The sequence below is a fragment of the Natronobiforma cellulositropha genome (assembly GCF_025629245.1).
In the GTDB taxonomy this organism is placed as follows: domain Archaea; phylum Halobacteriota; class Halobacteria; order Halobacteriales; family Natrialbaceae; genus Natronobiforma; species Natronobiforma cellulositropha.
In genome coordinates this window covers 1-12,807 of record NZ_JANZXN010000060.1, presented here as the reverse complement: position 1 = coordinate 12,807, position 12,807 = coordinate 1, and the positions used below count along the sequence as shown (strand labels likewise).

At 66.2% G+C, this 12,807-nt stretch carries 11 protein-coding genes; 8 read left to right on the top strand and 3 right to left on the bottom strand.

Annotated elements, in window-relative coordinates; translation table 11 throughout:
* The first annotated feature begins 299 nt into the window (after positions 1-299).
* On the top strand, positions 300-2,108 hold the full coding sequence (locus N0B15_RS17395) for a vanadium-dependent haloperoxidase (protein WP_263020980.1): 1,809 nt from the start codon (positions 300-302) through the stop codon (positions 2,106-2,108).
* Positions 2,109-2,123: 15 nt separating this feature from the next.
* Here the strand turns inward: N0B15_RS17395 and N0B15_RS17390 are convergent, their stop codons facing one another.
* Entirely contained in the window at positions 2,124-2,666 is a 543-nt protein-coding gene (locus N0B15_RS17390; RefSeq protein ID WP_263020979.1) for a PH domain-containing protein, read from the bottom strand.
* 51 nt (positions 2,667-2,717) lie between these two features.
* On the opposite strand from N0B15_RS17390, the gene lipA reads away from it, so the two are divergent.
* The 7 genes from lipA to N0B15_RS17355 all read left to right on the top strand — a co-directional run bounded on the left by lipA (position 2,718) and on the right by N0B15_RS17355 (position 11,255).
* On the top strand, positions 2,718-3,740 hold the full coding sequence (lipA, locus tag N0B15_RS17385; protein ID WP_263020978.1) for a lipoyl synthase: 1,023 nt from the start codon (positions 2,718-2,720) through the stop codon (positions 3,738-3,740).
* Between the two features lie 171 nt (positions 3,741-3,911).
* Positions 3,912-5,021, top strand: a complete 1,110-nt coding sequence (pdhA, locus tag N0B15_RS17380; protein WP_263020977.1) for a pyruvate dehydrogenase (acetyl-transferring) E1 component subunit alpha — start codon at positions 3,912-3,914, stop codon at positions 5,019-5,021.
* Between the two features lies 1 nt (position 5,022).
* Positions 5,023-6,075, top strand: coding sequence for an alpha-ketoacid dehydrogenase subunit beta (locus N0B15_RS17375; protein WP_317618617.1), 1,053 nt, complete (start codon positions 5,023-5,025; stop codon positions 6,073-6,075).
* A gap of 1 nt (position 6,076) precedes the next feature.
* Complete coding sequence (locus tag N0B15_RS17370) at positions 6,077-7,645, top strand: 2-oxo acid dehydrogenase subunit E2 (RefSeq protein WP_263020976.1); 1,569 nt, start codon at positions 6,077-6,079, stop codon at positions 7,643-7,645.
* A 307-nt stretch (positions 7,646-7,952) separates the two neighbouring features.
* Positions 7,953-8,414, top strand: a complete 462-nt coding sequence (locus tag N0B15_RS17365) for a hypothetical protein (protein ID WP_263020975.1) — start codon at positions 7,953-7,955, stop codon at positions 8,412-8,414.
* A gap of 72 nt (positions 8,415-8,486) precedes the next feature.
* The gene (gene lpdA, locus N0B15_RS17360; protein WP_263020974.1) at positions 8,487-9,977 is read left to right on the top strand and encodes a dihydrolipoyl dehydrogenase; all 1,491 of its coding nucleotides are present in this window, start codon (positions 8,487-8,489) and stop codon (positions 9,975-9,977) included.
* Positions 9,978-10,088: 111 nt separating this feature from the next.
* Complete coding sequence (locus N0B15_RS17355; protein ID WP_263020973.1) at positions 10,089-11,255, top strand: multicopper oxidase domain-containing protein; 1,167 nt, start codon at positions 10,089-10,091, stop codon at positions 11,253-11,255.
* A gap of 16 nt (positions 11,256-11,271) precedes the next feature.
* Here the strand turns inward: N0B15_RS17355 and N0B15_RS17350 are convergent, their stop codons facing one another.
* Positions 11,272-11,568 carry a DUF7521 family protein gene (locus tag N0B15_RS17350; RefSeq protein ID WP_263020972.1) on the bottom strand — a complete coding sequence of 99 codons (297 nt, stop codon included), beginning with the start codon at positions 11,566-11,568 and terminating at the stop codon, positions 11,272-11,274.
* Entirely contained in the window at positions 11,565-11,942 is a 378-nt protein-coding gene (locus tag N0B15_RS17345) for a winged helix-turn-helix domain-containing protein (RefSeq protein WP_263020971.1), read from the bottom strand. Before N0B15_RS17345 ends, N0B15_RS17350 begins: the two co-directional genes overlap by 4 nt.
* Positions 11,943-12,807 lie beyond the last annotated feature (865 nt).

Genomic DNA, 12,807 nt, shown 5'->3' with positions numbered 1-12,807 from the left:
TTTCCTTCCAGGCTGACTCCGACTGGTCACCTCGTGCGTTCGTTTCGAGTCGGGTTCGTCCGGCGTACGAATGCATCGGTCCACTTCGAGTACCGGAGTGCACACCGACCTCACTTTCTCGAGAAAATTATAATATTGTCTACTATCTAAACTGTCGAATGGCGTATTATTCTCTCTCTAAACCCGGGAAGACGGTCTAGCCAAATCAGACAACCACATGTCAGATTATATTTCTGCCACGTTAAAATAAGTCAACCATCGAGAAATTATTTATCACTGAGGTTCGTTGGCGCTGTTGCATGTCTGATGACAGTTCTGCAGGCGGTATCGAACGGTTACTCGGTCGACGCGGCTACTTACAGGGTGTCGCTGGTGCAGGGGCGCTCGCGACACTCGGTGTCCCATCGGTGTCCGCTTCCGAGACCGAACTGCGAGCGATCGGCTCTCGGCGTGACGAAGCGTACAACAATCGGGTGAACGCGGCGAACGAACTCATCCGCGAACTCGACGAGTACGACGACCAGTCGAACGACGACCCGATTTCGGTGACCGACGACGGCCAGGAGTACTACTATGGCGCGTATCTCAAAGGACTCGGCGGAAGCTCCCAAACCCACCGCATCGAGGTCGAGGTGTACGACGCGTTCGTCGATATCCTCGAGAACGACGGCGACTACGACGACATCGACCTCGGTGCCGGAGAGCGACGGCTCGTTTCCCCGCCCGCTGGTCACCACTTCCCGACCGATGGAATGGATTCCTGGATGGGAACGATGCCTGCGCCGCCGTCGTTCGACAGCGACCTGTTCGGTGCCGAACTGGTCGAACTGTACTGGATGGAGCAGTTCCGTGACGTCACTCTCGGACAGTACACCGACGACAGTCTCTACGACGACTACGAGGACGATACCGACACGTTGATCGGTGTCACCTACGACCTCGATCCCGAGTGGGTCGACCTCGACAACCCATTCCGCGGCGTCTCCGATCACGCCCGCTCCGGCCCGTATCTCAGCCAGTTCCTGATCCAGCGTGCGTCCCTCGGAAACGTGCCGATGGATCCCAAGGTTCGTCCGTTCGAAGAGGGCAGAGACATGTTCGAAAACAACCACCGTGGCCAGCGCTCGATGATGATTCTCGGCTCCGGTATCTCGAGCGGCTCTGAACCGGGTGACGGCGATCCAGACGGCGCGAACGACCTCGAGGAGGACGAGGAACGCTGGATCACCACTGGGCGCGACCTGGCGGCGTACGTCAGGGTCGACCCGGCGTACGTGCCGTACGTCGTTCCGGCCCTCCAGCTCTTCGAGTGGGGCGCGGAGTTCGACGCGGGACTGCCGAACGTCGACAGCGACACCGTCCTCCAGTACGTCAACTACGGGGGTGTCGGTCTCTTGGACCTGCTCGCTCGAGTCACGAGAAACGCCTTGAACGCCGCCTGGTACCAGAAGTGGCTGGTCCACCGACGCCCCCGCCCGGAAGTCGCCAGCCAGACCGTCCAGCTCGACGATCCAGACGACGTGATGTCTGACCTCGTCTTCGACTCTACCGTCTACGATCACACGGCGGTCGAGGGCTGGAACACCATCTACCGCTACCTCTCGCTCACCTATCGGGAGGGATCGCCCGCACACCCGGCGTATCCGAGCGGCCACTCGGCGATCGGTGGTGCCTGTTCGACGATCGTCAAGGCCTTCTTCGAGGACTCAGATCTCCTCGACTTACCGGACTTCGAGACGATCTACGTCCCCGACGGCGACGGCGGCCGGGACGAACTCGACGAGAACGACACGGACACGCTGACCGTTCACGGAGAGATCGACAAGCTCGCCGAGAACATCGGGATGGGGCGACTCTGGGCAGGTGTCCACTACCCGACCGACCACATCTACTCCGTCAAACTGGGGGAACAGGTCGCCATCGCGACCCTCCTCGACGAACTCGTCACCGACCTCAACGACTCGTACGAACCGATCGAGGACCTGACGTTCACGCCGTTCGACGCCGACGCGCTCGACAGTAGCCTCCTCACTTCGGACGGCACCGCACCGGTCACTATCGAGGTACTCGAGGCACTTCGAGAACACGCTCACAACGCCACCCCCTGACGCCTCGAGACGCGTTCACGAGCGCGCCGTCGACGGATCGCGATCTACCTCGACGTTCCCGCCCAGTTCGCCGCTGAGTATCCGGTTCGCCTTGCCGGGCTGGGGTACCCGCTCGAAGGTCAGCTCCGGCTCGCCCGAGCCAGCCGTGTAGACCGTCAGCTCGCCGTAACCGAGGAGCCGCCCCAGCACGGACTGCTCGAGGCTCGTGTTCTGGACCCGCTCGAGACGGAACTGGACGACGTCCCGCGAGACGACACCGCGTTTCTTGTAGAGTTCGCCGGTGGTGATGACGTAGCGCGTGTTCGTCCAGTAGACGTAGCGGACGAGCGCGAGGACGCCACCGGCGAGGATCAGCACGACGCCAGCCAGCGTCAGCAGGCTCGAGACCCCACTCGTCGCACTCCAGAGGGCGAGGACGAAGCCGACCAGGACGAGCGCCGTCGCGATCGGTACCTCTTTCCCCATCGCGACCACGTGCGGGCGACTCTCCCAGACGACGCGCTCGTCACCCGCGAGGTGGAGCCAGTCGGGGTCGCCGCGCTCGAGCACCGGAGCCATCGGAGACCGTACGCCCCTCGCCGGCGTAAAGCTGGTGTCGGTTCGCAGCGGGTGCGTCTCCTCGAGCGTTCTCCTCGGCCGACCGCCAGCGTTTTTCACCCTCGAGACCGAACGTCTGCTGTGTCTCGCGCACGCAAACCCGACTGGCTGAAGATGCGTCCTCCCGCGGGCCGGGAGTTCGTCGGTATCAGAGAGACCCTGCGCGAGTACGGTCTCCACACCGTCTGTGAGGAGGCCAACTGTCCGAACCTCGGCGAGTGCTGGTCGGGCGGCCACCGGCCGTCGGCAGCGGATGACGCTGGCGGCACCGCGACGTTCATGCTGCTGGGTGATAGCTGCTCGAGAGGCTGTAACTTCTGTGACGTCGAGACCGGTGGGATGGAGCCGCCGGACCCGGAGGAGCCGGTGAACGTCGCTCGAGCGGTCGCCGAGATCGGTCTCGACTACGTCGTCTTGACGAGCGTCGACCGCGACGACCTCCCCGACCAGGGAGCGGGCCACTTCGCGGAGACGATTCGGGAGATCAAGCGCCGCCACCCCGACATTCTGGTGGAGGTTCTGATCCCGGACTTCCAGGGCGACGAGCGCCTCGTCCAGCGCATCGTCGACGCCCGTCCGGACGTGATCGCCCACAACGTCGAGACCGTCGAGCGCTTGCAGTTCCCCGTCCGGGACCGCCGAGCGGGCTACGAACAGAGTCTGGGCGTCCTCGAGTACGTCGACCGCCACTCGGAGATCTACACGAAGACCTCGATCATGCTCGGCCACGGCGAGTACGACCACGAGGTCTACCAGACACTCGCCGACTGCCGCGAGCGCGGCGTCGACGTGGTCACCCTCGGGCAGTATCTCCGGCCCTCACGGAGCCACCTCCCGGTTCGCCGCTACGACCACCCACAGAAGTACGACACCTGGCGGCAGGTCGCAGAAGAGGAACTCGGATTTTTGTACTGTGCGAGCGGCCCGATGGTCCGCTCGTCGTACAGGGCGGGCGAACTGTTCGTCGACGCGCTCCTCCGCGAGGGCAAGAGCCTCGAGCAGGCGCGTGCAGCGGCGCGCCGGGCGAGCGAGTGAGCGAGGTCGCCAGCGCGTCGCTCACCGGACGATGAAACAAACGATCACCTGAATTGCACATGGGTGGACAATAGTGGTCTGATGTGGGGGATAGGTACCTATGATTCACAATCCACGAAACTCCTTTAACCCGAGCGATAGAATGTGATGTATGCGCAGGGGTGTTCACTAATGAGTACGGTACAGTACGACCCGCGAGACCGGGTCCGGGTGCTCGACGACGACGGGCGTGTGCTCGAGGGCGCACGCGTCCCCGACCTCTCCGAAGAGGCGTTCCTCGAGATGTACGAGGCGATGGCGCTGGCGAGACACCTCGACCAGCGGGCGGTGAGTCTCCAGCGCGGGGGCCGGATGGGAACCTATCCGCCGCTGTCGGGCCAGGAGGCCGCCCAGGTCGGCAGCGCCTTCGCGCTGGCCGACGACGATTGGATCTTCCCCAGCTACCGCGAACACGCGGCGATCCTCCTGCGTGGTCTCTCGCTCGAGCGGATCCTCCTCTACTGGATGGGCCACGAGTCGGGCAACTACATCCCGGAGGACGTCAACGTCTTCTCGGTGGCGGTCCCCATCGCCACGCAGATTCCCCACGCGGTGGGCGCGGCGTGGGCGTCACGGCTCAGAGACGAGGACCGGGCGTTCCTCTGTTACTTCGGCGACGGCGCGACCAGCGAAGGCGACTTCCACGAGGGACTCAACTTCGCCGGGGTGTTCGACACGCCGACCGTCTTCTTCTGTAACAACAACCAGTGGGCCATCTCGGTGCCCAGAGAGCGCCAGACCGCGAGCGAGACGCTGGCGCAGAAGGCGACCGCCTACGGCTTCGAGGGCATTCAGGTCGACGGCATGGATCCGCTGGCGGTCTACAACGTCACCCGAGACGCCCTCGAGAAGGCCCGCAACCCCGACGACGGCGAACTGCGCCCGACGCTGATCGAGGCCGTCCAGTACCGCTTCGGCGCACACACCACCGCGGACGACCCCTCGGTCTACCGCCAGGACGAGGAGGTCGACCGCTGGAAGGCGAAGGACCCGCTCCCGCGGATGGAGGCGTTCTTGCGCGCGAACGGGATGCTCGACGACGAGCGACTCGAGGCGCTCGAGGCGCGGATCGAAGCGCAGGTGGCGGAGGCGATCGAACGCGCAGAGAACGAGAGCCGGCCCGACCCCGAGGAAATCTTCGCGCACGTCTACGCGGACATGCCGAGACGGCTGCGTGCACAACTCGAGTGGTTCGGTTCGGTTCGCGACACACACGGCGACGACGCGCTCCTGGAGGGATAACATGGCGAGTCACGCAAACCCAGAGGCAGGCGGTGGCGCACAGGCAGAGACCGGAGACGCGACGGCGGCCGACGCCGAGACCGAGTCACTGACGCTGGTTCAGGCGGTCCGCGACGGTCTCGCGACCGAGATGGCCCGCGACGAGGACGTCCTCGTGATGGGCGAGGACGTCGGCAAGAACGGCGGCGTCTTTCGCGCCACGGAGGGTCTCTACGAGGAGTTCGGCGAGGACCGGGTGATCGACACCCCGCTCGCCGAGTCGGGCATCGTCGGCACGGCCATCGGGATGGCCGCCTACGGCCTGAAGCCCGTCCCCGAGATCCAGTTTCTGGGCTTCATCTACCCCGCGTTCGACCAGATCGTCTCCCACGCGGCGCGCCTCCGTACGCGCTCGCGCGGCCGCTTTACCTGTCCGATGGTGATCCGCGCGCCCTACGGCGGCGGCATCCGCGCCCCCGAGCACCACTCGGAGTCGACGGAGGCGATGTTCGCCCACCAGCCCGGACTCAAGGTCGTGATTCCGAGCACCCCATACGACACGAAGGGGTTGCTCACGAGCGCGATCCGCGACCCCGACCCCGTGATCTTCCTGGAGCCGAAGCTCATCTACCGGGCCTTCCGCGAGGAGGTTCCCACCGGCTCCTACGAGGTCCCCATCGGCGAGGCCGCGGTCCGCCGGGAAGGCGAGGACATCTCGGTGTTCACCTGGGGGGCGATGACCCGTCCGACACTCGAGGCCGCCGCGGAACTCGAGGGCGAGATCGACGTCGAGGTGGTCGACGTACGGACCATCTCGCCGCTCGACGAGGAGACGGTCGTCGCCTCCTTCGAGAAGACGGGGCGGGCGGCCATCGTCCACGAAGCGCCCAAAACCGGCGGCTTCGGCGCGGAACTCGTCGCGACGCTCCAGGAACACTCGCTGCTGTACCAGGAAGCCCCGATCAAACGCATCACCGGCTTCGACACGCCGTTCCCGCTCTACGCGCTCGAGGACTACTACCTGCCCGAACCGGCGCGGATCGTCGACGGCATCCGGGAGGCGGTGGCGTTCTAACATGGCCCGTGAGTTCACGCTCCCCGACGTCGGCGAGGGCGTCGCCGAGGGTGAGATCGTCTCCTGGCTGGTCGACGAGGGCGACCCCGTCAGCGAGGACCAGTCGGTCGCCGAGGTCGAGACCGACAAGGCACTGGTGGAGATTCCCTCGCCGGTGAACGGGACGGTCCGCGAGCTCCACGCCGAGGCGGGCGCGGTCGTCCCCGTCGGTACCGTCATCGTCACCTTCGACGTCGAGGGCGAGACCGCGGAGACGGCCGAGAGCGACTCCGAGACCGCCCGCTCGAGCGAGCCACCGGGAGTCGACGAACCCGATGCCGCCGACGGTGCGAGCGAACCCGATGCCGCCAACGAGACTGCGGAGGCACAGGAGACACCCACGCCCACGGGCCGGGTCTTCGCCCCGCCGCGCGTCCGTCGGCTCGCCCGTGCGGAGGGGGTCGACCTGACCGCACTCGAGGGGAACGGTCCCGGGGGTCGGCTCACCGAGGCGGACGTTCACGCGGCGGCGGCCGACGAGGATGAATCGGCGCGTGAGACCGACGAGGGAGCGCCGACACAGGAAACCGAGGAGCCGTCTGTCGAGGAACCTCCAGCAGATACCGCTCCCGGCACCGACGAGCAGTCTCCGGCGTCGGCCACCGGCCACGAGCCGGCCGACCGCGAGCGGACGCTCGCCGCCCCGGCGACCCGGCGACTCGCCCGCGAGGCGGGTGTCGACCTCGACGCCGTTCCGACCGACGAGAGCCACGACGGCGAGGCGTTCGTCACCCCGGAGGCGGTTCGTGCCTACGCCGAGACCCAGCAGGCCGCGCAGGCGGCCGACGCACAGCGGGTGAGCGCTCGAGCGGCAGACGACGCCCGCACACGCGAGCGCGCGGAACGAATCCCCTATCGCGGCGTCAGAAAGGCGATCGGCGAGCAGATGGAGCGCTCTGCGTTCACCGCGCCGCACGTCACCCACACCGACGAGGTCGACGTGAGCCGACTGGTCGAGACGCGTTCGCGACTCGCCGAGCACGCCGACGAGCAGGGCATCCGGCTGACCTACATGCCGTTCGTGATGAAGGCCGTCGTCGCCGGTCTCCGGGCGTATCCGCTGCTCAACAGCCAGCTCGACGAGGAGAACGAGGAGATCGTTCAGCTGAGCCAGTACAACCTCGGCGTCGCCGTCGCGACCGACGCCGGGCTGCTCGTCCCCGTCGTCGAGGACGTCGATCGGAAGGGGCTGCTCCAGCTCGCCTCCGAACTCGAGGAACTCGTCGCGCGGGCCAGAGACCGCTCGATCTCGCTCGAGGAGATGCAAGGCGGGACGTTCACCATCACGAACGTCGGCGCGCTCGGCGGGCGCTTCGCGACGCCGCTGGTCAACTACCCCGAGGTCGGCATTTTAGCGCTCGGGGCGATCGACGAACGGCCGTGGGTCCACGAGGGCGAGGTCGTCGCGAGAGACGTCCTCCCGCTGTCGCTCTCGTTCGACCACCGGGTGCTCGACGGCGCGGTGGCTGCCGGATTCACGAACACCGTCGCGGCTCACCTGCGAGAGCCGGAGCTGCTGTTGCTCGAGTGATCGGCGGCACCTCACGGTTGTCTCGCCGTTCCCGCCGTCTCGGTTCCGACGGACGGGCCGCTCACTCCGCTCTGGACGTGGCGAGGTAGCCGACGGCGAACGGTACGGCCGCACGCGGCTACCACGACAGCAGTCCACGTTCTCCGCGACTCGCCAGCGAGCCGAGCGCTCGAGCCCACCGGTTCGTGCTCCGGTGGGCGCTGGTCTCCCGTCCCTGCGTCCGTTCACCCCTCGCTCGCTCGTTACCCGTTGGTTCGCCCGCTCGAGTGTCGCAACCTTCACCCGTCCCCTCTCCGATGTGTCGGGTATGACGAGCGACGACCCCGGTGCTCTCGACGCGGTGGACGGCGACTCGAGCGCCAGCGACCCGACACTCGAGGACGAGCGGACCGACGAATACGCTGGCGAGGACGACCTGCCGTCGCTCGACCGTGGTCTCGCCGCGATGGTCGCGTGTCTCGTCGGCGTCCTCGCCGGGTCGATGCTCCCGTGGGCGGTGATCGACGGAACCGTGGTGTACGGCTTCGAGGTCTACGGCTGGATCGCGGTCGTTCTGGCGGCCGCGGCGGGTGGCGTCGCACACGCCTTCGAGTGGGACCGCCGGGCGATGGCCGTCCTCTTTCTCGCCGGGGTCGTCGTCGCGGCGTTCGCGCTCACCTTCTTGCCGTTCGGCGGCATCGGCGTGCTCGTGACGGCACTCTCCGGGGGTACCCTCGCCTTCCTCGCCGCTGGCCGGTTCAGCAAACTGGGTCTCGCTGACGCGGCCTGAGAGCGTCACCTGGGCTGACTCTCCGGCGGCGGTCCCTGCGTCTATTTACCGCTGGCCGGGCCACTGACGTACATGGTCGTCGGCGACATCGAAACCGGAACGGACGTACTGGTCATCGGCGCTGGCCCTGCGGGCTACGTGGCGGCGATCCGCGCGGGCCAACTCGATCTCGACGTGACGCTCGTCGAACGGGACGCCTACGGCGGGACCTGTCTCAACCACGGCTGTATCCCGTCGAAGGCGTTGCTCTCCGCCAGCGCACTCGCCTACGACGCCGGCCACGCAGAGGAGATGGGCATCCACGCCGATCCAGCGATCGACTTGGCGAAGATGGTCGACTGGAAAGACGGCGTCGTCTCACAGCTGACGGGCGGCGTCGAGAAACTCTGTAAGGCCAACGGCGTCACCCTCGTCGAGGGCACCGCCCACTTCGCCGACGAACACACCGTCCGCGTCTCACACGGCGGCGACGGGCAAGGCTCCGAGTCGATCAGGTTCGAGCACGCGGTCGTCGCGACCGGCTCTCGCCCGCTCGAGATCCCCAACTTCTCGTTCGACGACGATCCCGTCCTCGACTCGCGGGCGGCGCTCTCGCTCGAGTCGGTGCCAGAGTCGCTCGTCATCGTCGGCGCGGGCTACATCGGCATGGAACTGGCTGGGGTCTTCGCCCGGGTCGGCACCGACGTCACCGTCGTCGAGATGCTCGAGCGGGCCCTCCCCGAGTACGAGGCGGACCTCGCCCGGCCGGTGAAAAAACGCGCCGAGGAACTGGGCGTCGACTTTCACTTCGGCCGGACCGCGACCGAGTGGTACGACCCGCCGGGAACCGACGGCATCCGCGTCGTCACCGAACCCGCCGGGCAGGCGACCGAGACCGAAGCCGACGGCGGGACCACGGCGGAGACCGACGAGAGTGAGGCGGACGAGCGCCTCGAGTTCGACGCCACGAAAGTCCTCGTCGCCGTCGGGCGGGTGCCGGTGACCGACTCGCTCTCGCTCGAGTCGGCGGGCGTCGAGACCGACGAGCGTGGCTTCGTCGGGACGGACGACCGCGCGCGCACGAACGTCTCGCACATCTTCGCCGTCGGCGACGTGGCCGGTGAGCCGATGCTCGCACACAAGGGGAGCATGGAGGGGCAGGTCGCCGCGGCGGTGATCGCGGGCGAACCCGCGGCGATCGACGCCCAGGCGATGCCCGCGGCGGTGTTTACCGATCCCGAGATCGCGACCGTCGGGCTGACCGAAGCGGCGGCCGAGGAGGAGGGATTCGACCCCGTCGTCGGTCAGTTCCCGTTCCGCGCGAGCGGACGCGCGCTGACGACGGGCCACACCGACGGCTTCGTCCGGATCGTCGCCGACGGCGAGAGCGGCTTCGTCCTCGGCGCACAGCTCGTCGGCCCGCACGCCTCGGAACTGATCGCCGAACTCGCCCTCGCCATCGAACTGGGGGCGACCCTCGAGGACGTCGCGGCGACGGTCCACACCCACCCGACGCTCTCGGAAGCGGTGATGGAGGCCGCAGAGAACGCCCTCGGCCGGGCGATTCACACGCTGAACCGGTAGGACGCCGTTGCCCGTCCGTGTTCGCTTTTTTATGCGGTCTCTCGCGCTTCCCACCCGGTGGGAACCGTCGTGACGGGTCTTGATGTGGGGTCTCGAACACTCGAGTGTACTATGACTCGTGTTCCGCTCGACTCCGGTATCGACCGCAGGACGGTGTTGAAAACGGCTGGCGTCGCGACCGTCGGTGCACTCGCGGGCTGTCTCTCGACGAGCAACGGCGACGACGAACCCGCTGGCACCGCCGAGCAACCCGACGGCGACGACGACGCGGACGAACCGCTCACCGACCACCCGTACACGTCGCCGCCTGAAATCGTCGACCTCGCAGACCAGGGCTTCGAGTCGACGCTCCGGACCGTCCCCGCCCGCCACGAACTCGTCACCGCCGACGCGCCGAGCGGCCCGGTCGTCCTCCCCGAAGTCTGGGCCTGGCAGGCTGACGACCGCGACCCGAGCGTCCCCGGCCCCGTCTACCGCGTCCCCGAGGGCGAGACCGTCGAACTCCACTACGAGAACACCGAACACAACCACAACCACACGCTGCACGTCCACGCCGTCGACAAATCCTGGCACGACGACGGCGCACCCGACACCGCCGGCCACCTCGACGTCTCACCCGGCGACAGCCAGACCTACACCATCCACGCCGACGTTCCGGGCACACACTTCTACCACTGCCACGTCCAGACCGACACCCACCTCGAGATGGGGATGTTCGGCATCTTCCACGTGATTCCAGAGGACGCAGAGCCGGTCGACAGGGAGTACTTCCTGACGCTTCGCGACTGGGACACCCGGCTCCACCGCCAGTACGCCGGTGACGCCGACGCAGACTACAGTTCGCTCGACCGCCGCTCCGACGCTTACACCATCAACGGCCGGAGCGCCCCCTCGACGTTCCACCCGGAACTCGGCACGCCGCTGCTCGTCGACGCCGGTGAGACCGTCAGGCTCCACGTCGTCAACGCGGGCTACGAGTCACACCCGTTCCACACCCACCGCCACCGCTTCCAGGTCGTCGCCAAAGACGGCGGCGAGATTCCCGAGGCGGCCCGCCACGACGAGGACGTCGTCACTATCGGCCCTGCAGAACGCTACACGCTCGAGTTCGAGGCCGACGCCGACCCCGGCATCTACCCGGCGCACTGCCACAAGGTCCACCACGTCACCAACGAAGGCAACTACCCTGGCGGCATGATGACGGCGATCGTCTACGAGGAAGCGATGGAGACCGAGGAGTTCGCCCACGTCATGGCTGACGCGGGTTACGACGCCTGAGGCGTCCGCCTCCTCTCTACTGGACGTACAGCGAGTACGCGATGATGAGGAACCCGGCGAGTACGAGCAGACTCTCGAGTAAGACGCCGACGGCGAGGTCGACCTCGAGCAGTTCGTAGCTGACACCGGCGAGTACCAGCCCCAGCGTCACCAGACCGAACCCGGTCGCCAACAACCCGAGCGCTCGCTGGCGCGTCCGTCGGTACGCTTTGAACGCGAAGTAGGAGATCAGCCCACCGACGAGGAGGACGAGCGTCTTCACGATCGCGAGGACGATGGCGATCTCGGTCCCGATGGTGTCGTGTGGACTCATGTCTCGCGCCGGACCTCCGACCAGAGTTCCGCGAGGCGCTCGTCGGCCGTCCGGGCCGGCCGCTCGACCGCGACGCCGAGCGTTCGTTCCTCCGATAAGAACAGTCGTATCTCGTCGAAGCTCACCTCGTACTTGCTCGCGTGGTGGCCGTCGCGTCTGATCTCGGTCGACTCCTCGAGCAACGTCGAGTCGGTGAGTAACTCGAGTTTGCGGTACAACGTCGACTGGGGGATGTCACAGTGGCTGGTGAGTTCTGCTGCCGTCATGGGTTCCTCGAGCTGGCGGATAATTTCTCGACAGTCTGGGTCGTCGAGTGCAGCGCAGATCTCGGCTGCATCCGGTTGTTGCTGCGATACGAACGGGTCCCGGACCATTCACCACCACCTTCTCAGCCACCCGATTTAGTGCCATCGGTGGCTCGTCCCGGCCCAGACGAAGATGTTCGGACACACCCACAGAGACAGGTTCTTACGCGCGGGCACCCTCGTGTGCGAACGCGCGGGTATCATCCGATCGGACCGTGTCTGCGAGGACGGGATGACCGATCGACCTCCGCCCGTGCGACACTCCTGACCGCTCGAGTGGCCACCCTGTCGAGATTCGGCAGGGTCTGGGTAGTGTTCGCTCACCCGTCTCTGTGAACCGAGCCGGAAATCTCGAAGGGTGTGCAACGGGTTCGCATTCCGGATGGAAAACCGTGCCATGGTAGCGACTTCCGGAGGCCAGTTCGTTCGACGGCCTTATATACTCACCCGTGCCTCGGTTATAATGCGAACGACGTGGTGAACGCAACCACGTCCCCTCTGGCCGAACCCGGCACGGAGGTAGGCACACATCCCTCGGGTCGACGATAATTTCGTGACCTCAAGACGACGCCCTTATATACTAACGGGGCGTACGACTTGGTACGCGAAACTCCTCTCCGGATGCGGTTTTCGGAGGGGAACTCGATCCGACGGCCTTATATACATAGGGCCACTCGGATGTGAATGCAAAGAACGCGTGATTGGTGGGGCGTTCAACCCGCTCCACCGTCCTGGACGTGAGTCCGATGGGTTTAAGTACTCGTCGTGGCTTAGGAATACGTCCGAAGGAAATGAGGATTCCACCCCTGCGGTCCGCCGTACAGATGGAATCTGATGTGAGCCTCGATAGTTCGGTGACGCTCGATCGGTCGAATCGATCGGAGTCGCCGAATTGACCACGTTACGTGTGAGTGTGTAGACGATACATACTCCG

What these genes read in the sequence shown, in the direction of transcription:
- N0B15_RS17370 (WP_263020976.1), top strand. Translation starts at nt 6,077, where the DNA reads ATGGCCCGTGAGTTCACGCTCCCCGACGTCGGCGAGGGCGTCGCCGAG.
- lpdA (WP_263020974.1), top strand. Translation starts at nt 8,487, where the DNA reads ATGGTCGTCGGCGACATCGAAACCGGAACGGACGTACTGGTCATCGGC.
- pdhA (WP_263020977.1), top strand. Translation starts at nt 3,912, where the DNA reads ATGAGTACGGTACAGTACGACCCGCGAGACCGGGTCCGGGTGCTCGAC.
- N0B15_RS17350 (WP_263020972.1), bottom strand. Translation starts at nt 11,568, where the DNA reads ATGAGTCCACACGACACCATCGGGACCGAGATCGCCATCGTCCTCGCG.
- N0B15_RS17345 (WP_263020971.1), bottom strand. Translation starts at nt 11,942, where the DNA reads ATGGTCCGGGACCCGTTCGTATCGCAGCAACAACCGGATGCAGCCGAG.
- N0B15_RS17375 (WP_317618617.1), top strand. Translation starts at nt 5,023, where the DNA reads ATGGCGAGTCACGCAAACCCAGAGGCAGGCGGTGGCGCACAGGCAGAG.
- N0B15_RS17390 (WP_263020979.1), bottom strand. Translation starts at nt 2,666, where the DNA reads ATGGCTCCGGTGCTCGAGCGCGGCGACCCCGACTGGCTCCACCTCGCG.
- N0B15_RS17365 (WP_263020975.1), top strand. Translation starts at nt 7,953, where the DNA reads ATGACGAGCGACGACCCCGGTGCTCTCGACGCGGTGGACGGCGACTCG.
- N0B15_RS17355 (WP_263020973.1), top strand. Translation starts at nt 10,089, where the DNA reads ATGACTCGTGTTCCGCTCGACTCCGGTATCGACCGCAGGACGGTGTTG.
- N0B15_RS17395 (WP_263020980.1), top strand. Translation starts at nt 300, where the DNA reads ATGTCTGATGACAGTTCTGCAGGCGGTATCGAACGGTTACTCGGTCGA.